Source organism: Hymenobacter daeguensis, assembly GCF_054780555.1.
This window is the reverse complement of the sequence record NZ_BAAGWC010000006.1, coordinates 149,432-170,816: the sequence shown is the minus strand read 5'-3', so window position 1 is coordinate 170,816 and position 21,385 is coordinate 149,432. Positions and strand designations below refer to the sequence as shown.

Annotated in this window: 18 protein-coding genes; 1 reads left to right on the top strand and 17 read right to left on the bottom strand. The window is 63.9% G+C overall.

All coding sequences use genetic code 11. The features are described 5' to 3' along the window. Positions 1–21 precede the first annotated feature (21 nt). From ACYVHT_RS09695 to ACYVHT_RS09660, 8 genes are all read right to left on the bottom strand, one after another. The gene (locus ACYVHT_RS09695; RefSeq protein ID WP_460550473.1) at positions 22–474 is read right to left on the bottom strand and encodes a hypothetical protein; all 453 of its coding nucleotides are present in this window, start codon (positions 472–474) and stop codon (positions 22–24) included. 17 nt (positions 475–491) lie between these two features. Beyond that, a complete protein-coding gene (locus tag ACYVHT_RS09690; RefSeq protein ID WP_460550471.1) occupies positions 492–1,040 on the bottom strand; it encodes a nucleoside/nucleotide kinase family protein in 549 nt (182 codons plus the stop codon). A gap of 135 nt (positions 1,041–1,175) precedes the next feature. Next, a complete protein-coding gene (locus ACYVHT_RS09685) occupies positions 1,176–1,868 on the bottom strand; it encodes a YjjG family noncanonical pyrimidine nucleotidase (protein ID WP_460550469.1) in 693 nt (230 codons plus the stop codon). A 179-nt stretch (positions 1,869–2,047) separates the two neighbouring features. Beyond that, positions 2,048–3,007, bottom strand: a complete 960-nt coding sequence (locus tag ACYVHT_RS09680; RefSeq protein WP_460550468.1) for a geranylgeranylglycerol-phosphate geranylgeranyltransferase — start codon at positions 3,005–3,007, stop codon at positions 2,048–2,050. Between the two features lie 120 nt (positions 3,008–3,127). Continuing rightward, a complete protein-coding gene (locus ACYVHT_RS09675) occupies positions 3,128–3,322 on the bottom strand; it encodes a cold-shock protein (protein WP_208177493.1) in 195 nt (64 codons plus the stop codon). Positions 3,323–3,479: 157 nt separating this feature from the next. Continuing rightward, positions 3,480–3,716, bottom strand: coding sequence for a Fe-S cluster assembly protein IscX (iscX, locus tag ACYVHT_RS09670; protein WP_331058915.1), 237 nt, complete (start codon positions 3,714–3,716; stop codon positions 3,480–3,482). 114 nt (positions 3,717–3,830) lie between these two features. After that, the gene (locus ACYVHT_RS09665) at positions 3,831–4,166 is read right to left on the bottom strand and encodes a 2Fe-2S iron-sulfur cluster-binding protein (protein ID WP_201986234.1); all 336 of its coding nucleotides are present in this window, start codon (positions 4,164–4,166) and stop codon (positions 3,831–3,833) included. Positions 4,167–4,236: 70 nt separating this feature from the next. Next, positions 4,237–5,037 (bottom strand): DUF2520 domain-containing protein, encoded by an 801-nt coding sequence (locus ACYVHT_RS09660; RefSeq protein ID WP_460550465.1) that lies wholly within the window; start codon positions 5,035–5,037, stop codon positions 4,237–4,239. A gap of 226 nt (positions 5,038–5,263) precedes the next feature. On the opposite strand from ACYVHT_RS09660, the gene ACYVHT_RS09655 reads away from it, so the two are divergent. Continuing rightward, positions 5,264–8,893, top strand: coding sequence for a beta strand repeat-containing protein (locus ACYVHT_RS09655; RefSeq protein WP_460550463.1), 3,630 nt, complete (start codon positions 5,264–5,266; stop codon positions 8,891–8,893). A gap of 373 nt (positions 8,894–9,266) precedes the next feature. On the opposite strand, the gene ccsA (ACYVHT_RS09650) is transcribed toward ACYVHT_RS09655, so the two are convergent. The 9 genes from ccsA (ACYVHT_RS09650) to ACYVHT_RS09610 all read right to left on the bottom strand — a co-directional run bounded on the left by ccsA (ACYVHT_RS09650) (position 9,267) and on the right by ACYVHT_RS09610 (position 21,366). Next, the gene (gene ccsA, locus ACYVHT_RS09650) at positions 9,267–11,867 is read right to left on the bottom strand and encodes a heme lyase CcmF/NrfE family subunit (protein WP_460550461.1); all 2,601 of its coding nucleotides are present in this window, start codon (positions 11,865–11,867) and stop codon (positions 9,267–9,269) included. A gap of 22 nt (positions 11,868–11,889) precedes the next feature. Next, complete coding sequence (locus ACYVHT_RS09645) at positions 11,890–12,981, bottom strand: hypothetical protein (RefSeq protein WP_460550459.1); 1,092 nt, start codon at positions 12,979–12,981, stop codon at positions 11,890–11,892. An 84-nt stretch (positions 12,982–13,065) separates the two neighbouring features. Continuing rightward, on the bottom strand, positions 13,066–13,494 hold the full coding sequence (locus ACYVHT_RS09640; protein ID WP_460550457.1) for a cytochrome c maturation protein CcmE domain-containing protein: 429 nt from the start codon (positions 13,492–13,494) through the stop codon (positions 13,066–13,068). Between the two features lie 48 nt (positions 13,495–13,542). Beyond that, the gene (locus ACYVHT_RS09635; protein WP_460550455.1) at positions 13,543–13,788 is read right to left on the bottom strand and encodes a CcmD family protein; all 246 of its coding nucleotides are present in this window, start codon (positions 13,786–13,788) and stop codon (positions 13,543–13,545) included. Then, the gene (ccsA, locus tag ACYVHT_RS09630; RefSeq protein ID WP_460550453.1) at positions 13,778–14,443 is read right to left on the bottom strand and encodes a cytochrome c biogenesis protein CcsA; all 666 of its coding nucleotides are present in this window, start codon (positions 14,441–14,443) and stop codon (positions 13,778–13,780) included. Before ccsA (ACYVHT_RS09630) ends, ACYVHT_RS09635 begins: the two co-directional genes overlap by 11 nt. 2 nt (positions 14,444–14,445) lie before the next feature. Beyond that, on the bottom strand, positions 14,446–15,120 hold the full coding sequence (locus ACYVHT_RS09625; protein ID WP_460550451.1) for a heme exporter protein CcmB: 675 nt from the start codon (positions 15,118–15,120) through the stop codon (positions 14,446–14,448). Between the two features lie 50 nt (positions 15,121–15,170). After that, positions 15,171–16,694 carry a T9SS type A sorting domain-containing protein gene (locus ACYVHT_RS09620; protein ID WP_460550449.1) on the bottom strand — a complete coding sequence of 508 codons (1,524 nt, stop codon included), beginning with the start codon at positions 16,692–16,694 and terminating at the stop codon, positions 15,171–15,173. A 154-nt stretch (positions 16,695–16,848) separates the two neighbouring features. Continuing rightward, positions 16,849–20,103, bottom strand: coding sequence for a hypothetical protein (locus ACYVHT_RS09615; protein ID WP_460550447.1), 3,255 nt, complete (start codon positions 20,101–20,103; stop codon positions 16,849–16,851). A gap of 186 nt (positions 20,104–20,289) precedes the next feature. After that, a complete protein-coding gene (locus ACYVHT_RS09610) occupies positions 20,290–21,366 on the bottom strand; it encodes an NAD(P)/FAD-dependent oxidoreductase (protein ID WP_460550445.1) in 1,077 nt (358 codons plus the stop codon). Positions 21,367–21,385 lie beyond the last annotated feature (19 nt).

The window sequence follows — 21,385 nt, the reverse complement described above, 5'->3', positions numbered from 1 at the left end:
TGCAGAGCCAACAGCAACGGCTTACTCCGGCAAATACCCATTGCGCCGCTTGCGCAAAGCCTTGTTGGCGCTCAGGCCATTGAGCAACAGCCCGAAGCCAGCAACAATGATGACCACTGATTTACCGGTAAGACTCCATTCCGAGCTCAGCAACGTTTGCTGAGGGTCGTGGGCGTAGCACACGTCAACCTGCTGGCCTACCGATAAATCATCGTGCGTGCTGCGGTTCGTCAGTATTCGGGTATAGAGGGCTCCGCTCTGTGGCTGCTGAAACCTGGCCTTCAGGTAATACCGGCCGCTACTGCCGGAACCTTCCTTTCCCAGCTTTTGGTAAATAATGGCCGGCACAACCGTGCCATGCAGACTCTGCCAGCGCTGGAAAGTCTGGATGCTTACACTGCCCAGCATCGCAATAGCCAGGCAAGGCAACACCCATGCATGAATCCAACGGGTAAGGCCTTTTTGGCGATTCATTTTTTGGTGAAATGGGTTCACAGCCGCCCCAGTAGCTCCCGCACCTGCCGCATCAGGTCGTAAAGCGAACCCGTGTTGTGCAGCGTGAAATCGAAGTGCGGGTAGTCGTCCATGGCCGTTTCGCTGGGGTGGTTGTCGTCGCGGGTGCCGTCGCCGCGCTGCTGCAGCGGGTCGCCTTCCACGCGCAGCATGAGGCCGCCGCGGGCCCGGATGGGGTCGGCCTCGTTGGCGAAGCGCACGTCGGGCACCAGCACGAAGGCATGGGGCGGCAGGCCGGCGAAGAAGGCATCGACCCACACCAGCGGCTCCCAGGCGCGCAGGGCGCTGCCCACCTGCTGCAGCATCTCGCCCCGCGTGCGGTGGAAGGTGGGCACCAGCTCGGCCTTGCCCTCCTGGGTGTAGTAGGGCGCTACGTCCTCGCCCGTGAGGGCGGCGCAGACAGCCTTGATGGAATCGCCGAAGGAGCGGATTTGCCACTCGCGCTCCGGCTGAAGCTCTTGCAGGATGCGGGCCACGGTGTCTTTGCCGCTGCCCCGGCGGCCGGAGAGGCCAATGAGGTGAATCATAAGAGAAAGATATGAGGGACTAAAAGACATGAGAATGAGATGATGAGAGATAGGAAGGTGAAGCATGAAACTCCTGAATCCTTTTGTGTCTCGTTGCCCCACGTCTTATCATCTCCTGTCTCTTGGTTTCACCTCTCACAGAATATTCTTCAGCTCGCTCAGGCAGCTGATTTCGTGGGTAATCTGGTTGAAATGGCGGCGCTTGTCGGGGTTGAAATACACCTGGTCGATGCCGGCATTGTAGGCGCCCAGCACGTCGCATTCCAGGTTGTCGCCAATCATCAGGCTTTCGGCGGCGGTGGCCCCGGTGCGCGCCAGCGCGTGCCGGAACATGCGCGGGTCGGGTTTTAAACAGCCGCTTTGCTGGGAGGTGATGACGTGCTCGAAGTAGTGCGTCAGGTTCGACGAAGCCAGCTTGATGCCCTGAATGTCGTTGAAGCCGTTCGTTATCAGGTGCAGGCGGTAGTTGGGTTTCAGGTAGTCGAGCACCTCGTGGGTGTAGGGAAACACGGCCGATTTCAAGGGAAGAATATCGGTGAATTCGGCCGAGATGTTGGCCGGAATCTGGTCATCGGACACGCCCAGTTTGGCCAGGGTGCGGCTGAAGCGCAGGTCGCGCAACTGGGGCTGCGTGATTTTATTGCTCTGATACATACGCCACAGCGCGTGGTTGATGTCGCTGTACACGCTGACGAACTCATCCACCGTGAAAGTGCCGAAACGGGCAAAATCGTGCTGCGCGTAGAGGGTGTGCAGCGTTTCGTTGGCGTTTTTCTCGAAGTCCCACAGCGTGTGGTCGAGGTCGAAGAAGAGGTGGCGGTATTTCATTGATGTGATGAGATATTATGCGTTGTCGTTTGTCATCCTGAGCTTGCGAAGGGCCTTGTCACGGCTGCATAACGTTGGATTTGGGTTACTCAACCCATTTAATGCATACCGCAAACAGCTCTGCGGTGGTAAGGTCCTTCGCTGCGCTCAGGATGACAGATGTAAAACGGTACTGCCCCTCACAGCGAGCCGGCCAGCGCCATGCTCAGCACGCCCGCCAGCATAATGCCTTTGCACAAGGTGCTGAGGTGGCGGAAGTGCCGCCGCCGGTCGGCCTGGATGAGCAGGCGCGCCAGCTGCGCCATGGGCAGTAGCACCAGCAGCGTCAGCCACAAGCTCAGCGGCCAGTGCCCGCCCAGCACCAGCCGGCCCGTGGCCCCGAGGGTGAGCAGCGCCAGGCTGGCCAGGAAAAAGCCGGCCACCCACTTGGTGCGCGCCACGCCCCACACCAGCGGCAGCGTGCGGCAGCCGTGCTGGGCGTCGCCGCGCATGTCCTCCACGTCCTTCACAATCTCGCGCACCACCGTGAGCAGAAACGCCGCCAGCGCGTAGGGCCACACCACGCTGTGGCTGTCGTTGCGGGCCAGCTGCAGCTGCAGCTCCGGCAGCAGCACCAGGGCCGCGGTAAGCAGCGCAATGCTCAGGTTGCCAATCAAAGCCACGCGCTTGAAGCGGGCCGAATAGCCCCACAGCAGCAGGGCTGTGCCCAGCGTAACGAGCCCCAGCACCGGGTGCAGCCAGCCGGCCAGCAGCACGCCCGTGCCGCTGAGCAGCATGTGGGCCAGCATGGCCTTGCGGCGGTTCACCACGCGGCCCACCACCAGCCGGTCGGGCCGGTTGATGGCGTCGATTTTCACATCGTAGTAGTCGTTGATGATGTAGCCGGCCGCCGCCACCAGCAGCGCCGCCAGCACCAGCGCCCCGAAGCGCCCGTCGAGCAGCGACTGGCGGAGCGGCAGCGCCGGCAGCAGCAGGCCGGCCCGCACCAGGGCCATGCACAGCAGCATGATGAGCAGGTTGGGCCAGCGCACCAGCGTGGGCAGCGCCGTGCGCAGCCGCTCCGGCGGCGGCGCGGCGGGAGGGGAGGCGGGCGGCTTGGGCAGGTGCGGGTCCATCGACGGGGGTAGAAGCTGGGGCAAAGGTCGGGGAAAGTGGCGGGCCCGCGCCGGGCGCGGCGGCAAAGCCCAACAAAAAAAGCTCCTTCCTTGCGGAAGAAGCTTTTGGGGGGCGGCGGGGCCGCCAGCGTTTGTTTGGCTAGCTCAGATTTTGCGAACGTTCACGGCGTTGATGCCCTTGCGCCCTTCCTGTGTTTCGAATTCTACCCGGTCATTCTGTTGCACCGTGGTCCCGTTCAGGCCCGTTACGTGAACGAAAAAGTCCTGCTTGGTTTCGTCGTCGGTCACGAAGCCATAGCCTTTGGCTTCGTTGAAAAATTTGATAATGCCGGTTTTCATGCAAAAAACTAAAAAAGGAAAGGTGGATAACTGCCTGGCGAAAGGCTGCCGAAAGGCCTGAAATGGCGTTTCACATCCACTTCAAGGGCAGCTTACGCGGGAAGCGGGCGGGAGGTTGAGTTCCGTTGGCTGCCAGCGGCGGTTGTCCACAGCTCCTTTATTGGTTATCGCGCCACTCATACACCCACTTGGCCTGAATCTGCTCTAGGTGGCCTTCGGTGGCCTGTTCGCGGGTGCCGTCAAAATTGTCGAGGCCCAGCACCCACTCAATCAAATCGGTGAAGCGAATGCGGTAGATTTTGGCCTCGGTGAAGTCGTCGCCGAACTTCTCGTAGAGGGCCATGGCAATGTCCTCGTGGTCGGCCCAGTGCATGGGCGGCTCAAAGTGGTTCATGCTGCTTTAGGGTAAGAGGGTATGGGGGTAGGAGGGCAGGAGTTTGGGGAAGAGTCCGCTCGAAGTCCGCAAACTCCTGCCCTCCTACCCCCATACCCTCTTACCCTAAAAAAATTAGTGGCCCAGGAAGTGCTGGGGCGGAATGGTGACGACGAGCTGCATATCGGCTTCCACCACGCACTGGCAGGCCAGGCGGGAGTTGATGCGCGGGTTCTCGGCGCGGTCGATGAAGTCTTCTTCCTTGTCCGAGATTTCGGGCAGGTCGTCGCCGCCAGCGTTGATGTAGATGTGGCAGGTGCTGCAGCCGCACACGCCGCCGCAGTTGTGCTGCAGCTGAATGCCGTTGTTGAGGGCCACGTCGAGCACCGATTCGCCGGAGGCCGCCACGTGGGTCTGGGCCGGCTGGCCGTCGCTGAACTGGAAGGTGATGGTGGTGGCGGGAACAGACAAAACAGGAAACGAATAAGTCGGAAAAAACACGGCGTTTGAAGCCGCAAAGGTACTCCGCCCGGCCCCGGCATCAAAGCTGGGCCTGAATGCTGGCCGTGAGCTGTGCATAGAGGGCCTGCCAGGCCGGGTGGGCCGCCAGCGCGGCCTGGTGAGCGGCCAGCGTGGGCGCATCGCGCCGCACCGCCGGCCCGGTTTGCACCGTAAAAGGCGGGTTGGCGAGGGCTTTGTCCACGGTTTCGCGCACCAGCGGGGCCAGCAATTCCGGCGGCAGGGCGGCTTCGGCCAGCAGGGCATCGGCAATGCCCAACAGGTGGTTGGTGAAATTGTTGGCAAACACGGCCGCGACGTGCAGCTTCAGCCGCTGGGCCGAATCGAGCCGCCGCACGTGCTGGCTGAGGCTGCCGGCCAGGGCCAGCAAGGTGGCTTCGGCCGCGGCATCGGCTGCCTCGATGCAGAGCGGCACCGTGGGCCAGGCGATGGCCCGGCCGGGGCTGAAGGTCTGGAGCGGGTAGAACACACCGCCGCGCACGGCCGGCTGCGCCTCAAAAACGGCCAGCGGCAAGGCCCCGGCCAGGTGCGCCACCAGCGCGCCCTCGGGCCAGGGCGTGCCGGCCAGCAGCGGGGCCACGGCGGCATCGGGCACGGTCAGCTGGTACACATCGGCCGGCGGGAGGGGAGCGGGCAGGGTGGTGAGGGCCCGCGCGCCGGGCAGCCGGGCCGTCAGGGCTTCGGCCGCTGCCGCAGTGCGGCTCCACACGAACACGACCTGGTGGCCGGCCGCCGCCAGGGCCGGGCCCAGCAGGCTGGCCACGCGGCCCGCGCCCAGGAGGCCGATGCGCAACGGCCGGAACGAGGAAGGAATGGCTTTCAAGGGAGAATATAGCAAGGGCCGGAACGGCCGAAAAAGAGCTGCCGCGCCGGGCAAACGGCATTAAAACGGCCTTAACCCGCCGATGTATGGCAAAAGTTTAGCAACTTGTACCCTCAAAACTACTGCGGAGGCCGTGGGTTCATTTTGGGCTCATGCGCGGCGCACGTATTTCACGCACTACTTCCCACTTTTTCTTTTCGTATTCACCCATTTTACTCTCTTTTTTATGAACCACCAATACCACCGCACGGGGCTTTCCTCGCGCCTGCGGCAATTGGCTCTGGCTGCGTTGTTTGCGACCGGAGCCGCTACCTCTGCGCATGCGCAGTTCGGGTATTCGGCCACCAGTACATCCAACATCGCGGGAGGCGCCAGCGCCTACGTTGACCTTGGCACGACTGGTACCGCTATTGCCACCGCCAACACCGATGACGCCAACTCGGCGGCCCAGAACATCGGCTTCACGTTCAACTACAACGGCGCGGCCTTCACGCAGTTTGTGCTGAACACGAACGGCTTCATCAAGCTGGGGGCCACGGCGCCTACCGGTGCCCAGTACACCGACGGGGCCAACAGCACGGCCAACGGCCCGTTCAACAGCACCGATACCAACCTGATTGTACCCTTCAACCAGGACCTGACGGCTGGCTCGGCCGGCGGCACCGAGTACCGCGTGGTGACGACGGGCACGGCCCCGAACCGGGTGTGCACTATTCAGTGGAAAAACATCTCGGACAAAGCTCGCCTGGCCGGCACCACCACCATTGCCACGCAGTACGCCAACTTCTCCTTCCAGGTGAAGCTGTACGAAACCAGCAACCAGATTGACTTTGTGTACGGCACGGCCACGGCCGGTGCCGTGGCCGGCGACAACCCCAAGTTCATGGGCGTGGGCATTAAGGGCACCGACGGTGCGGCTGCCAATGCCATCGTGGGCACCAAGGCTTCGGTGTCGCCGTGGTCGGGCACGATATTCTCGGGTGGCGCGTACGCTGCTTCGGGGGTAAACGGCCACAACATTCGCGGCACGGTATTGCCCGACCCGGGCCGTACCTACCGCTTCACCATTCAGGTGGCCAACGATGCCGCCGCCACCAACATCCAGGGCTACGGCTCGATGGCGGTGCCGGCCGGCAACCCCTTCGCCATTCGCGGCGTGGTAAACAACGCGGGCAACACGGCGCTGGGCGCCATTCCCGTGACGCTCACCATCAGCGGAGCCAATACCTACACCCAGACCGTGAACGCCACGGCCATGGCCGTAGGCGGCACGACCACGGTGAACTTCCCCGGCATCTCGCTGGCCAACGTGGGCACCAACACGGTGACCATCTCGGTGCCCAGCGACGGCAACAACAACAACAACTCGTTCTCGCAGACGATGGTGACCAGCGCCACGGACTTCTCGTTCATCGCGCCCGGCGTACCGCAAACCAGCAGCTACGGCTTCACGCCGAGCACGGGCTTCACCAGCGCGTTCTGCGCCAAGTTCACGGTGAGCGCCGCCCGTTCGGTAACGGCGGTGCGTGCCGTGATTGGCAACGATGCCAACCTGGTGCCCAATGCCACCAACGGCCAGCGTAGCACGGTCGTATTCGGCGTGGTTATCAACGCGACGACCGGTGCCATTCTGGGCCGCTCGCCCGACTACACGCTCGTAGCGGCCGACCTCGGCCAGCTGCACACCTTCACGCTGTCGGCCGCTACCACGGTGCCCGCCGGCGATTTCCTCGTGGGCCTGGCCCAGGTGGTGCCCGCCGGCACGGCAGCCGATGCCGTGTTCCCGATGGCCTACCAGGCCGAAGTGCCCGCCCGCACGGGCCTGTTCTTCAGCTCCGGTGTTTCGTCGCCCTCTACCCCGAACGATGCCTCGGCCAACAACGCCCGCTACATGCTGGAGGCCGTAACGGCTGCTCCGGCCAACAACGATGCTGCCGTGACTGAAATTCAGGGCTATGGCTCACTGGCCGTGCCTTCGAGCAACCCCAGCTCGATGCGGGCGGTAATCACCAACGGCGGCGCTGCCGCCCTGACCAACGTGGTGGTAACCCTGAACATCACGGGGGCCAACACGGTGACCCTGACCCAGACCGTGCCTTCGATTGCCGTGGGCGGCTCGACGCAGGTGACCTTCTCGGGCATCAACCTGACGGCCGTGGGCACCAACACCGTAACCGTTTCGGTGCCGAACGACGACAACCTGACCAACAACACCAAGACCCAGACGCTGGCCACCAGCGCCACGCGCTTCTCGTTCATCACGCCGGGCGTACCGCAGTCCAGCAGCTTTGGCTTCACGCCGGGCACGGCGGCGCGCACGCTGGCCTTCTGCGGCAAGTTCACGGTGAACACCCCCCGCGACGTAACCGCCGTTCGCGCCGTTATCGGCAACGACCCCACCCTGGTAAGCACCCCCACCACCGTATATGGGGTGCTGCTGAACGCCACCACGGGCGCCGTTATCGCCCGCTCGCCCGACTACCTGATTACCACCGCCGACCTCGGCCAGCTGCACACGTTCACCCTGTCGGGTAGCGTAGCGGCCGGCGACTTCCTTGTGGGCCTGGCCCAGGTGCTGCCCATCGGCACGGCTGCCAACCAGGTGTTCCCGATGGCCTACCAGGCCGAAACGCCGGCTCGCACGGGCACGTTCTTCACGGCTAACATCACCACGCCGGCCGCGCCGACGGATGCCGCCGCCAACAACGCCCGCTTCATGCTGGAAGCCGAAACGGCTGCTCCGGCTACCTGCCCCGTGCCCACGGCGCTGGCCCTCACGGCCATCACCTCCACCACGGCTTCGTTCTCGTTCACGGCGGCCGTAACCGGCGCCACGGGCTACCAGATTATCTACGGTCCTCAGGGCTTCACGCCCGGCGGTACCGGTAGCCAGACCTCGGCTACCTTCACCGGTACTACCTACACGCTGGGCAGCCTGAGCCCCTCGACGAACTACGACTTCTACGTGCGCACCATTTGCGGCGCTACCGACCAGAGCGCACCCGCCGGCCCGGTACGTGGCACCACGGCCTGCACGCCGCCGGTTATCAACGCCTTCCCCTACACGCAGAACTTCGACGTGGTATCGACGGGCCAGACGCTGCCCTGCGGCATCTCGGTGCTCGATGCCAACAACGACGGCTTCACCTGGCGTGCTACCGGCACGGTGGATGGCAGCCTGGCCACGGGTAACATCTCGCGCTCGGGCCCGAACGCCATGGTGTACTCCTACAACTCGACCGACACCACGGTGCCTGCCAACGACTGGTTCTTCGGCCCGGCCCTGACGCTGACCAACACGCAGCGCTACCGCGTGGCCTTCTACTACCGCGCTGCGGCCGGCTACCCCGAAGGCCTGGAAGTGAAGTATGGCACGGCCGCTACGCCTGCTGGCCAGACCACGACCATCTACACCAACAACAACATCGGCAACACCACTTACCAGCTGGCCAACAACACGACCACGCCGGTAGTGGCCGACATTACGCCCGCCGCTGGCACGTATTACCTGGGCTTCCACGCCATCAGCACGGCCAACCAGGGCTTCCTGGCGGTTGACGACCTCGTGATTACGGCCGGCCCGCTGGCTACCTCGGAGGCCCTGAAGCGCGCCGTGAGCGTGTTCCCGAACCCCTCGAACACGGGCGCCTTCAACCTGGAAATCCACGGTGCCAATGCCAAATCGGCCATGGGCGTGGAGGTGACCAACATGCTCGGTCAGGTGGTGTACACCGGCACGGCCAAAGACAACTTCCGCAACACGGTGGACCTGTCGACGCTCGCCGGTGGTATCTACACCATCAAAGTGCGCAACGGTGCTGAGTACACGCAGCAGCAGATTTCGATTGTGAAGTAAGCTTCGGCTGACTTTCGCCCCGGCAAAAGGGCCGCCCGGTTGGGCGGCCCTTTTTGTTGGCTTATGCGGCGGCGCTGCACCCGGTTGAATGCCGGATTTAAATGCCGGCAATCTGTTCCGACAAGGCGGGGCTGCGGGCTGAATGTGCCGGAAATACTGCCCGACTCGTCGGGCACGCCTTCCCCAGTTGCCAAAGCCTGCCCCGACTTGTCGGGATGAGCTTCACTATGCTCAAAAGCTGTCCCCGACTCGTCGGGCACGCCTTCATGATGCTCAAATAGCCCATCCCGACTCGTCGGGCACCGCTTCCGAAAAGCAAGAAGCCCATCCCGTCTTGTCGGGATGGGCTTCTTGTGCTGTGAGCCAGTTGGCCTTAGCCCACCGGCTGGGGCCGGGCGGCGCGGCTGCTGGCTTCTTCCGAGGCTTCGGCGGCCGGGGCTTCTTCGGCCAGCACGCCTTTGCCGCCGCGCTGGCGCACGCTCAGGCCAAAGCCGAGGGCCATGAGCAGGGTGCCGCTCCAGAGCAGGTTGATGAAGGGCTTTTCCATGGCCTTGAGGATGACGTAATCCTTCTGCGTGGTGCTCACGCCGAAGGTGAACTTGCCGGCCGCGGGGTCCACGGCGTTGAAGGAAATACGCACGCCGAGGTCTTCCACCTCGTCGGGCACGCGGCCCACCATGCGGTTGCGCACCACAAACACGGGGTGCACGTGGTACTGCCGCTTCTCGCCAAACACAATCATGTCGGCCTGCAGGGCCAGGTCGCCCTTCTGCAGGTTGAGGCCGGCCGTTTCGTGGGCCGCCTCCACGGCGCGGAACACGGCGAAGTAGTCGTTGAGGAAGATGGTATCGCCGATGCTCAGGATGGACTCCTTGGCTTCGCTCCAGGGCTTTTCCTTACGCGGGTCCAGCACCGAGCTGATGTGCGTGTAGATGTCGTGCCCCCAGAACTTCTTAATGGCGGGCGAGGCCAGCAGGCCGCCCATCTCCTCGTTCACCTGCGCGCGCGGGTAGAGCGTGAACTGCTCGCCCGACTTCTGGTCCTTGTAGTTGACGCGGTAGTAGGTGTTCTCGGGCAGGATTTCCAGCGTGTCGCCGGTTTTGTAATAGGTCTTGCCATCGACGGCGATGGGGGCACGGGCCACGGCCTTGTAGTCGTCGTCGGTGCGGAAGAGGAACTGCTTGTCCACGTAGCCGGGCACGCCGGGCACCTCCAGGTACTGGCCGGTGTAGGTGAGCTGGTAGCCGTGCATGGGCGTGGTTTCGTTGCGCCACAGCAGCACGTTGTCGCGGTTCAAATCCTCGGTGAATTCCCGCGAATACAACAGCCCCGACACGTTGCGCGAGATGATGTTCGAGTACCCGGCCGAGGCCAGAATGCCCAGCAGCATCAGGGCAATGCCCAGGTGGGCCACCGCCCCGCCCGACAGGCGAATGCCCCGCCGCAGCAGGTTGAAGATGGTGCCGAAGTTGGCCAGCACCCCAAACAGGCCCGCCAGCGTGAGCACGATGTAAGGCGCCGTGATGGTGAGGCCGTTGTAGCGCACCAGCAGCACCACCAGCGCCGTGCCCAGCAGCGTGAGCAGCGTGGGCGCGGTGAGCGAATTGATGACGGTTTCCTTGTTGTTGCGCTGCCACCACATAATCTGGGCCACCCCCGAAAGCAGAGCCACGAATACCCCCATCCAGAGCTGGAGCTTGGAGTAGTGGGCAATCTGGTCGGCGGGCAGGGCCACGTTGGTTTTGATGCCAATCAGCCCCATGAAGGAGTTATAGACCGGGATGCTGGTCGTGAACAGCACCTGGAACGCGCCCAGGCAGAGCACCGTCGCGCCCACAAACACCCACAGCTCGGGGTTGTAGGCGTTCAGCTCTTTTTGCGAAACGGGAATGTCCTTCCAGCGCGACACCAGCAGCGCCACCGCCAGCACCGTGAAGGCGGCCAGGTAGATAAACAGCTGCCCCGACAGGCCCAAATCCGTGAACGAGTGCACCGAGGCATTGCCCAGCACGCCGCTGCGCGTCAGGAACGTAGCATAGAGAATGAGCACGAACGTGGCCACCACCAGCGCAAACGCGGTGCGCAGGCCGGTGCGGCGCTTCTGCCACAGCACCAGGCCGTGCAGCGAGGCCACCAGCACCAGCCACGGGATGTACACGGCGTTTTCCACGGGGTCCCAGTTCCAGTAGCCGCCGAAGTTCAGGGTCTCATAAGCCCAGTAAGCGCCCATGACCACGCCCACGCCCAGCACCCCGCCGCCGATGAGCGTCCAGGGCAGGGCCGGTTTCACCCAGGCCGTGAGCTCGCGCTTCCACAGGGCGGCAATGGCGAAGGCGAAGGGCACCAGCGTGAGCGCAAAGCCCAGGAACAGCGTGGGCGGGTGAATCACCATCCAGTAGTTCTGCAGCAGGGCGTTGAGGCCGGTGCCGTCTTTGGGCACGAAGTCGGGGTTCATCTTCCACACCGGCAGGTCGGTCAGGAACTCGCGCAGCAGGATGAACGGGGAGGAGCCCACCTTCACGCCGCCCAGCACCACGCCCAGAATCATGCTCACCAGAAACAGCTGCACGCCGCTGAACACGGCCATCACCGGCGCTTCCCACCGGCGGTTGAACTTCATGATGCAGAAGCCCAGCAGCACCTGCCAGAATATCCAGAGCAGAAACGAGCCCTCCTGGCCTTCCCAGAAACAGGAAATCATGTACTGCACCGGCAGGTGGTTGGAGCTGTGGCTCCAGGCGTAGTAATACTCGTAGCGGTGCGCGTAAATGATGTTGAACAGACAGCCGATAACCGAGAAAATGGCCACGCCGTGCACAAAAAACGCGCCCCGCGCCATCCGCAGCCAGCTGGCATCTTCCTCGCCCAGCGCCCGGCCCCGCGAGGCCTGGAAGTAGCTATACGCCGCCACCAGCGCCGCCGCAAAAGCCACGATAACGCTCAGGTGGCCGAGTTGTCCAATAAATAGGTTCATAAGCAGAGAATATCGGGCAAATTTACGGCCGCCCCGCCGGAGGCGGGAGGTTTAATAACAACCGGTCGGTGAAAAAGTCGCCTCGCGGCGGATGGCAGGTGATTTCGACGGCAATTTTTTTCAGGCCGGCGTCCTGCCACTTGCGCACCGGCAGCTCACCCTGGCGGCTGTTGCCGGGCTGGTTGATGAGCTGCCGGGCCAGGAGTACCCGCCCATTGGCCGGGTCGGTGATGACGACTGAGAGGCGTGCCTTGTTGGGGTATTTGCGCAGGGGCAGCGTCACCACATCGGTGCGGCTGGCAGGCACGGTGCCGGGCAGGGGCATGGTAGCTGCCGTGCCGTAGGCGTACCACCACTGGCGCAAGCGAGCGGCGGCGGGGCCGGTGTCGGCGCGGGTGGTCACCACCTGGTAGTCGTAGATGCCGGGGCCGGGGAGGGTGTCGGCCACGGCATAGCTGGTTTCGGGGCGGCCGTAGGTGTCGCGGCGCACGGGCACGTAGCGCACTTCGGTGCTGCGGTACTGGTGGATTTCGCGGCGCATGACCCGGCAGCCGGGCGTGCCGGCCAGCGAGTCGGGCACAGTCCAGCTCAGCTCCACTACGCGGCTGGCGGTGGGCAGCAGCCGGGTAGGGCTGGGCGGAAAGTAGCTGACGGGCATCCCATTTGCCGTGCGGCTTACCTGCAGCGTGAACTGGCAGAAATCTTTCAGGTAGCCGTCCACATCCAGCAGATACGGCTGGCCGGCCCGCAGCGAGTCCAGGGTCACAAACACGTCGTCCTGCGTGCCGAGCGAGGTGCAGCTGAGCACGCGGTAGGTAGCCGGCTGGCAGGGCTGCCCCGTGAGCACCACCAGCTGCACGCCGCGCACGTCGCGGCACTTCTGCCCGCCGATGTTGATGAAATACCGCCCCGGAGCCTTGGGCGTAAACTCAAACCACTGGTCGTTGTGGTACTCAATGCACTTGCCGGTCAGGCGCTCGTCCACGCAGCTGCGCTGCACCGTGCAGCCGGTGGTGCTGGAAGCAGCGGTTTCTTCCAGCCGCAGCACGCGGCGGTTTTCGATGTTGTCGTTGGGCACCTGGGCGAAGCCAGGGCTGGCGCATCTAGCAACCACTGCCACCAAAAAAAGCAGCCGGTTGCTGCAGCGACGTAGCGCTTCAGCAACCGGCTGCCGGGAAGCCTGCGGGCGGGCCAATGGTTACTTAACCGAAGCCGTGGCGCCTTTCAAATCCTTCTTCACGTACTTGCTGGGGCACTTCAGCAGGATGTTGTCGGCCATAAAGACGTCGCCCTTCATGCAGCCGGTGATAACCACCTGCTCGGAGGTTTCGAAGTCCTGGGGCTGGGGCTGGTTGTACACCACGCGCTGGGCAACGTGGGTGCTATCCACCAGCGTGAAGGCGAAGTAGTTGGGGTCCGTCATCGGGTCGTATTGCAGGTCGACGGGGCGCTTCTGGCTGTCGCGCAGCAGCTTGCCCACTACGTGCACTTTGGTGTTGTTGCCCTCGGCGGCGCGCTGCCGGGCTTCGCTGAAGCCCACGTACACGCTGGCATCGGCCGTGGTGCTGAGGATGATGGCAGCGGCCACCGCAATGATGGCCAGAATGAAAAGGTGCGACTTCTTCATATCACGGAATTTGCTAGGTAACAGTAAGGGCCGGCCGCGGGTGCCCGGCTACTTTTTTATTTCTTCTTCCAGCTTGCTCACCTTGCGGTCGAGCGAAACCAGGTAGGCCAGCAGGCCGGCCACGATGATGACCACGGCCGCCACCACCACGTAGATTTTGCCGCTCACCCGCAGCGCGTCGGCCATTTCGGGCTCGGCGCCAGGCGTTTGGGCCAGGGCCGACGTAGCGGTGAAAAGCAGGAATTGCAGCAGGCACAGGGCCCCGGCCAGGCGGGCCAGCAGGTTATTTTTCATCGAGTTTCAATTGCAAAAAGGCGAGCCGGCTGCCCAATTGGGTCATCCAGAAAGCGAAGAGAATCCAGCCGATAACGGCGGGGTAGAACACCATGCGCATGGTGCTGTCGAGGTCGTATTTGTTGAAGCCCGGGTTGCCGGTCTGGCCGGGGTGCAGGCTGTTGCCCGAAATGCGCGGCAGAATGAACAGCAGCGGAATGGCCGCCGCAAACGCGAAAATGTTGTAGATGGCCGACACGCGGGCCCGCTGCTGCTCGTCCTGAAACGAGCCGCGCAGCACCAGATAAGCGCCGTAGATGAGCATGGCCACGGCGGCGGCGTTCAGGCGCGGGTCGGGCGTCCACCAGGCGCCCCAGGTGTATTTGGCCCACAGGCTGCCCGTGGCCAGGCCCAGCAGGCCCAGTACGATGCCCGACTTGGCGGCCTCGTGGCTGAGAATATCGAGCCGGGCCGAGGGGTTGCGCAGGTACTGCATCGAGCGAAACACCGACGTGCCCAGAATCACCATCATGGCAAACCACATGGGCACGTGGAAATACAGGTTCCGAATGCTCTCATTCACGATGGGCAGCCGCGGCACCGGCAGCAAAAAGCCCGCCACCGCCGAATACAGCAGGAACACCACGGTCAGGATTTTCCACCAGGTCCATTTCATACTCAACCCCTCCACAAAAAAGGAAACAACAAATAAGACACCGCCCCCACCAGCATGTTCAGGGCCAGCAGCGTCAGCAGCGACTGCTGGCTCACGCTGCGGTCCAGCCCGTCCAACGCATTCTTACTCACCTTGATGAGCAGCAGCAGCATGGGCACCATCAGCGGGAAGCCGAGGATGGCCATGAGCGTGGCACCGTTGCCGCCGGCCTTGGCCGCAATGCCCGACACCAGCGTGAGCGTAGTGGCAAAGCCAATGGCCCCGAGCAGCAGGTTGGCCACAAACAGCGCCGGGTCCTGAATGGGATTACCCAGAAAAACGGTGTAGAGAAACAGGCCCAGCAGCGCCACCGCCGTCAGCAGCAGGGCGTTGTAAATGATTTTGGCCAGAATAACGGCCTGGGGCCGCACCAGCGTGTAGTAGTACAGGCGCTGGCCGGGGCTTTCCTGCATAAAGCCCTTGGCCACCGCATTGATGGCGGCGAAGAGCAGAATGACCCACAGCAGCGCGTTCCAGGCCGGGGGCGGGGGCGTGCCCCCGCGCAGGCTGAAGCTCAGAAAGCACACAAACACCGTGCTGCCCACGTAGAGCAGCAGCCCGCCCAGCGCCGCCCGCTGCCGCCATTCCAGGCGGAAGTCTTTGGCCAGCAGGGTGGAAATTTCGCGGAGTAAGGGCACGGACAGCGGTTCGGTTTCGGCCCGCAAAGATACGCCCGACCCGACCCGAATTATTCCCCAACCAGCACTTTTGCCGTGGCCGCCTGGCCCTGCTGCCTCACCGCCAGCACGTAGAGGCCCTGCGGCAGCCCGCCCACCGGCACCGTGAGCTGCCCGTTGGTGGGCATGGCTTCGGCGTGATAAACGACCTGGCCCAGCGCATTGCGGAGGCTGATTGCCGCAGACGTGCTGGCCGGCAGGCGCAGGGTCAGCGCCTCGCGCACGGGGTTGGGGTAGGTGGCCAGCGCCAGCGCCGCCGCAGCCGGGCGGGTGGCCAGCACGGCGGTGGGGCGCATGGGCATAAAGTTGAGCAGGCCCAGCGTGGGCTGGTCTACCTGATGCACGATGTGGCTTTCGGCCACGGCGGCCGAGTTGGTGCCCCAGTCGTTGTTCTGGGCCAGCATGTTGTCGGGCGTATTCAGGTAGAAGTCGTACACCTGCCCGCCGTTGCCGTTGTTGTAGAGCAGGTTGCGGCCCACGTTCAGCGTATCGGTGCTGCTGATGTCGCCGAAGCTCATGCTAGGGCCGGGGCTTGAAGCGGACGAGCGCAGCACCGTCACGCCCCAGAGGTTGCCGCGCAGCACGTTGCGGCTGGCCACGCCGCTGAGCGTAGCACCGCCCTGCAGGTTGATGCCGCTGCCGCCGGTGTTGGCGTTGGGGTTGATGTTATTGTTCTCGATGACGTTGCGGGTAACGGCCGCATTGATGCCCGCGCCCAGCAGCGCAATGCCGTAGCGGTTGTTGGCAATGCGGTTCTGGCGAATGCGGACCGTGGTGGTACCGGCCGCGCCCAGCAGGTTGGAAACCGATACGCCGCCGGCCATATTGTAGGGGCCGCCCAGCACCTGGCAGCGCTCTATCACAATGGCAGTAGCGCCGCCAATGCCGAGGTTAATCTGCGGATAGTTCGCATTCTCCGTGTCATTGTTGCGGAAAACGCAGTTCTGGATGATGGGCGACGTATTGCGGTTGGCCGGGCTCAGAATGCCGGAGCGCGCATTCTCGTAAATGCGGCAGTTGAGAATGCGCGGCGCGCCGCCCGATGGGCTGATGGCCCCGCTGTTGGTGCTGGTGGTGCCGATGCGCGACACCTGGTAGCGCACCACGCAGCTGTCGAGCAGCAGGTCATTGTCGAGCACGCGAATGCCGCCGCCGTACTCCACAATGGTTTTGCGCAGCCGCGAGCCCTGGCTGGTAGCCGAAAACGTGAGGCCGCTAAACGGCGCCGTGCTGGCCTGCGCCGTGATTTTCACCGAGTCGCGCGGGTTCACCAGCAGCACGCCGTCCACGGTCACCAGGGCGGCGGCGGCGAGGCGCAACGTCGCATTGGTGCCGATGGTGAGCGTATCGGTGGGGCTGAGGCGCAGGCTGCCGTTCACGGCGTAGGTGCCGGGGCCGGTGAGCACTACGTTGGAGCCGGCGGCGGCGGCCAGCTGGGCCAGCGTCCAGCGCACGCCGGTGCCGGGCGTTTGGTATTGGGCAAATGCCGGGGCGCTGCTCAGCGCCAGCAGGGAGAGAAGTAGCAGCTTTTTCATAGCGGAAGGGACGGTGGTTATGCTGCAAAGAACAAAAAATCAGCGAAACCAAAGTTATCCGAAAAAGCAAAGGGCTTCTGACTATTTAGCCAGAAGCCCTTTACGAGGAGGTATTTAGTGATAATTAGTAGCATTAACCACTAATCATTAATCATTAGAAATCATAGCCCAGCGTGAAGTAGAATTTCGGGCCTTTGCTCACGTAGTCCTGCTGGCCCCAGGCCACGTCCATCTTGCCGTAGAAACCCAGCAACGTGGTGCGAATACCCGCGCCATAACCAATGAGGAATGGGTTGCGGAAGTTGACGACCGTGGCCGAGAAGTAGCTGCCGGCCGGAAACACGGGCTGGGTATTGGAGGAGTTGTCGGTGCTGAAGGGGTTGGTGCCCGAATACGCCGTGCCGATGTCGGTGAAGCCGCTGAGCTGCAGGTTGCGGAAGAAGCCCGAGTAAATGGGCCGATGCGCGAAATACTGCACAATGGGAATGCGCAATTCGCTGTTGAACAGCACGTAGCGCGGGCCGCTGAGCGCGCCGTAATCGAAGCCGCGCAGGTTGGTCACAAACTCCTGGTTAAATAGCTGGTCGGCCGACGTATAGCCTTTCAGGAAGCGCGAGCCTTCGTAGCCGGCATTCAGCCAGTCGTCCATGCCGCCGAGGCGGAAAACCTGCTTGCGCGGCCCGAAAAACTGCCCGTAGCTGGCCCGGTTGGCCCACACAATGGAGCGGCTGATTTTCTGGTAGTGCCGCAGGTCGATGACGAACTTGCCGAAGCTGCCATCCTTGTTGCCCAGGTTGGTCGAGTTGTTCATGCTCACCTTCATGCGCGTGCCCGAAACCATGTTGACGCCCGTGGCAATGCTGTTGTCGAACACCAGCTCGCCGGTATAGCCCAGGTAGTTGTAGCTGCTGTCGGTTTCGGTGGCCACGCTGCCCAGCTGCGTGCGCGAAATGGTGACGAAGCGCGGGCCGCCGCGCACGCTCAGGTTGTGCGTGAGCGGGTAGGCAATGGTGGGCGCTACCTCGTGGCGGCCGTAGCGGTAGCGGTTGTTTTCTATCTCGAAGAAATAGGCCTGCTTCTGGTAGGCCACGCTCCAGTCGTAGCGGTGCGTGAGGTTGGTGTAGGAAGCGCGGATGTTGCTGGTGCGCAGGTCGAAGAGGCCAAACAGGCTGGCATCAATGCGCTGGTTTTCCAGCACATCCGTGAGGGCGGCTTTGAACTGCAAGCCCAGGCCCAGCAGCGGGTCCACGTACAAGGCCGTCGAAACGTTGTCGGCCATGAAGCGGGTGTCGTAGCGGTAGGGGCCCGACAGGGCCGGCGCCTCGGCCTGGGCTTTGGCCGCCGCTGCCGCCGCCGTAGAGGCCGGCGTGGCCGTGGAGCGGCGGCGCTTGGTGGCCTGCACCGGCTCGTCTTCCTCAAACTGGTAGTCGCTGGTATTCACCGCCTCGGTGGCCTTGCGGGCCGGGCGGCGCGGAGCCGAGGCAGTGTCGGCGCTGGCCGGAGCCGCCGCCGCCGGGGCCGGGGCGGCGGGCTTTGGCGCTACCGGCTTGGCTACGGCCACCGACCGGTCTTCCAGGGTTTGCTGGCGGGCTGTTTTCAGGAGCGGCAGCGCGGCGGGCAAGGGAAACTCGGGGTACACGTACAGAATGTCGCGGGCCTGGGCCGGGGCCACGAATACCAGCGCCGAGGTGGCCGGGCTGTAGTCGAAGTCCTGCGTGTTGGCCAGCCAGTTGGTGAGCAGCGACTTCTGCTTGGTTTTCAGTGAGTAGCGGTACACTGCCCGCACCCCGCTCTCTTCGCCGAGGTACAGAATTTCGTCGTCGGAAATTGCGCGGGGCCGGGTTTCGTTCGAGATGGTGCTCACCAGCGTGGTCACCGGCGTGGGGCGGCCATCGAGGTGGTACTCAAACAAATCGTAGTTGTTCACCACGTTCTGGAAGTAGGCCGGCCGCGCCTGCCCCGCCGAGTCGAGGTAGCGGTTGGAGCTGAACACCAGGCTCTGCCCGCCGGGCAGAAACACCGGCTGCACGTCGTCGAACAGGTCGTTGGTGAGCTGCTCCACCTGCCGGCTGCCGGCCCGCAACAGGTAAATGTCGTTCTGCCCGTTGCGCACGGCGCTAAAGGCCAGGGCTTTGCCGTCGAGCGAATAGCTCATGCTCAGAATCTGGTCATAAGCGGCGAAAAGCGAGGTCGGCCGCGAAAACCGAATTGCTTCGCGCACCCGGCGCACGATGCCCCGGCCGTCGGCATCGCGCAGATGCAGCGACATTTCGCCGTGGCTCATCTCGGCCACGGCCACCTGGCCATTGCCGCGCCAGGCCAGGATGGGCAGGCGGGTTTCTACCTGCTGGTCGGGGGTTTTGTAGCCGCCCCGGCTCAGCGTGTGGCGGTGCCGGCCGTCGCGGTCCACCACCACCACGCGGTAGCGGCCGCCCTCGTTCTGGGCGTAGGCCACCTGCTGGCCGTTGGGGCTCACAATGGGCTGCGAGAACACATCGGCGTGGCGGTTGCGGCCGCTCTGCCGGAATTTCTTGTCGGGCTCTACCAGCGTGGCCACGGGCTGGCCGTTGAGGTCGCGGTAGTAGGCGAGCCAGTCTTTGAGAAACACCTTGAAGGGCACGTTCAGCGAGGAGCTGATGCCTACTTCCACATCGCGCGTAATGCGCGTGAGGTTCAGGATGTTCTGAATGGTGGTGTAGCCGTAGCGCTCGGCCACGTAGTTCCAGATGCTCTGGCCGGCCAGGGTAGAATTGCGCAGAAAAAACGGCGCCGTGCGGTTGCCGGTGGGGTACTGCTTGCTCATGTCGCGCATGTAGCCGTCCATGTCCACGCTCCAGCCCTCGGCCGCGTAGGCCGAGGCCCCGCCGATAAACCAGTCGGGCAGCTGCAGCAGGTAGCTGCTCTGCAGCACTTCCTTCAGCGAGCCGCCGTACATCATGTCGTTCAGCAGCACCTGCGTAATCTGGGTGCTGAGCTCGCGCTTGAACTCGGTTTCCTGGCCGCCGAAGGCAATCTGGACCTTGCTCATGCGGGCCAGCGGGGTTTCGCCGCCGTTTATCTGCTGCTGGGTGGCGGTGAGGCCGATGTTGCTCTGGCGCAGGTCGCCCACCGAGTTGTAAAACAGCAGCGTCGATTTCGAGTACGGGTAGTAGCCGATGAGGGCCGTGATGCGCTGCAGCTCCTTCTCGGCGTACTCGGCGGCGCGGCGGGCGCTGGCCTCGCCACCGTCGTAGTACATCACGTTGAAGTTCTGCGTGCTCAGCTGCTGCCACCGAAACGACTTGTACTGAATACGCACCCGGCCAAAGGGCTCCTGCGCCGTCTGGGCCCGGGCGGCGGGCGCAATCAGCAGCGGCAGCAGCAGCGCCAGGCCCCCCAGCGTCCGCTTCGTGAATAAGGAAATCATCATAATGGAAGCAACGAGCAAAAACGAAAATAAATCCGTTGGAATCCTAAAAAAAATACGGCCGGTTTTACGACTGGCCACTGCGCCGGTTGGCAACGGGCGCATACTGACTAAAAGGCAATTAACGCGGAAAGGTTGCAACGGCCAGCGTAAAGCAGCACGGCGGTGGCCGCCGCTTTGCAAAGGCCGTCAGCGGGCGTGGACCAGCCACAGCTTTTCAAAGCGCAGCAGGCGGATGTCGGGCCAGATGTCGGCCCTGCCGACCAGCCAGTCGGCCAGCAGCACGGCCAGCCGGGGGGCCAGCATCACGCCCTTGGAGCCATAGCCGCCGCAAAAGCTTAAGGCCGGCACCACCGGGTGCGGGCCCAGCAGGGGCCGGCGGTCGCGCACGGCCGGCCGCACCCCCGCCTGCTGCCCGGTAATGGCAAATGGCAGGTCGGTAATCACCGTCAGGCGGGCGGCCAACTCCTCGCGGCCCACGGCCGTGGGCCCGTCGCTGAATGGCGGCCACCGGTACGTGGCCCCCACCCGAAACCGCGCGCCGCCCACCGGCACCACGTAGGCTCCCCGATTGAGAACCTGAGCCGTGGCCAGGCCGGCGCATTCCACGTCCAGCACCTCGCCCTGGTTGGGGGTGAGGGGCAGCCAACTGAAGTAGGGATTGCGCACGGCCGCCGCGCCTTCGCAGCAGATGACGTGGCGTGCCCGCACCTGCCCGGCGTAGGTGGCCCCGGCCGGGTCGGTAACTAGCTGAGCCCAGTCAAAAGTTTCGTGCCGGAGCCAGCCTTCGCGGGTGCCCTCGGCGGCCAGGGCGGCCAGCAGCTCGCGCACCGCTACGTAGCCGCCGTGCCGGAGCCAGGCCCCGCCAAAGGGCGCGTGCACGCCCGGCAGGCCGGGGTCGGCGGTGGTGAGGCCGGCCACGAAATCGCCCCACGGCTGGTCGGCGCTGCGGGCCAGCATGGCGTTTTGCTCTTCGAGGGAGCAAAAGAGCTTGAAAATAGGGGTTTCGGTGAAGAACGGCTGGCCGTAGCGCAGCTCCAGCTCGCGGTAAAACGCGGCGGCGAAGGGCAGCAACTCGGCCGCTTCCCAGGTGAGGGCGAAGCGCTTGCCGGCCACGGGATTCATGAGGCCGGCGGCCACGTTGGAGGCCGAGTTGGGCTGGCCGGGGTCGTACACCAGCACCTGGTGGCCCCGCTGGCGCAGCACATAAGCCAGGGTAGCGCCCGCAATGCCGTGGCCCACCACCAGAAAATCACAGTCCGTCATGGCCGGCAAGGTAAGGACG

What these genes read in the sequence shown, in the direction of transcription:
- ACYVHT_RS09685 (WP_460550469.1), bottom strand. Translation starts at nt 1,868, where the DNA reads ATGAAATACCGCCACCTCTTCTTCGACCTCGACCACACGCTGTGGGAC.
- ACYVHT_RS09635 (WP_460550455.1), bottom strand. Translation starts at nt 13,788, where the DNA reads ATGAAAAATAACCTGCTGGCCCGCCTGGCCGGGGCCCTGTGCCTGCTG.
- ACYVHT_RS09655 (WP_460550463.1), top strand. Translation starts at nt 5,264, where the DNA reads ATGAACCACCAATACCACCGCACGGGGCTTTCCTCGCGCCTGCGGCAA.
- ACYVHT_RS09695 (WP_460550473.1), bottom strand. Translation starts at nt 474, where the DNA reads ATGAATCGCCAAAAAGGCCTTACCCGTTGGATTCATGCATGGGTGTTG.
- ACYVHT_RS09675 (WP_208177493.1), bottom strand. Translation starts at nt 3,322, where the DNA reads ATGAAAACCGGCATTATCAAATTTTTCAACGAAGCCAAAGGCTATGGC.
- ccsA (WP_460550461.1), bottom strand. Translation starts at nt 11,867, where the DNA reads ATGAACCTATTTATTGGACAACTCGGCCACCTGAGCGTTATCGTGGCT.
- ccsA (WP_460550453.1), bottom strand. Translation starts at nt 14,443, where the DNA reads ATGAAATGGACCTGGTGGAAAATCCTGACCGTGGTGTTCCTGCTGTAT.
- iscX (WP_331058915.1), bottom strand. Translation starts at nt 3,716, where the DNA reads ATGAACCACTTTGAGCCGCCCATGCACTGGGCCGACCACGAGGACATT.
- ACYVHT_RS09610 (WP_460550445.1), bottom strand. Translation starts at nt 21,366, where the DNA reads ATGACGGACTGTGATTTTCTGGTGGTGGGCCACGGCATTGCGGGCGCT.
- ACYVHT_RS09615 (WP_460550447.1), bottom strand. Translation starts at nt 20,103, where the DNA reads ATGATGATTTCCTTATTCACGAAGCGGACGCTGGGGGGCCTGGCGCTG.
- ACYVHT_RS09640 (WP_460550457.1), bottom strand. Translation starts at nt 13,494, where the DNA reads ATGAAGAAGTCGCACCTTTTCATTCTGGCCATCATTGCGGTGGCCGCT.
- ACYVHT_RS09690 (WP_460550471.1), bottom strand. Translation starts at nt 1,040, where the DNA reads ATGATTCACCTCATTGGCCTCTCCGGCCGCCGGGGCAGCGGCAAAGAC.
- ACYVHT_RS09620 (WP_460550449.1), bottom strand. Translation starts at nt 16,694, where the DNA reads ATGAAAAAGCTGCTACTTCTCTCCCTGCTGGCGCTGAGCAGCGCCCCG.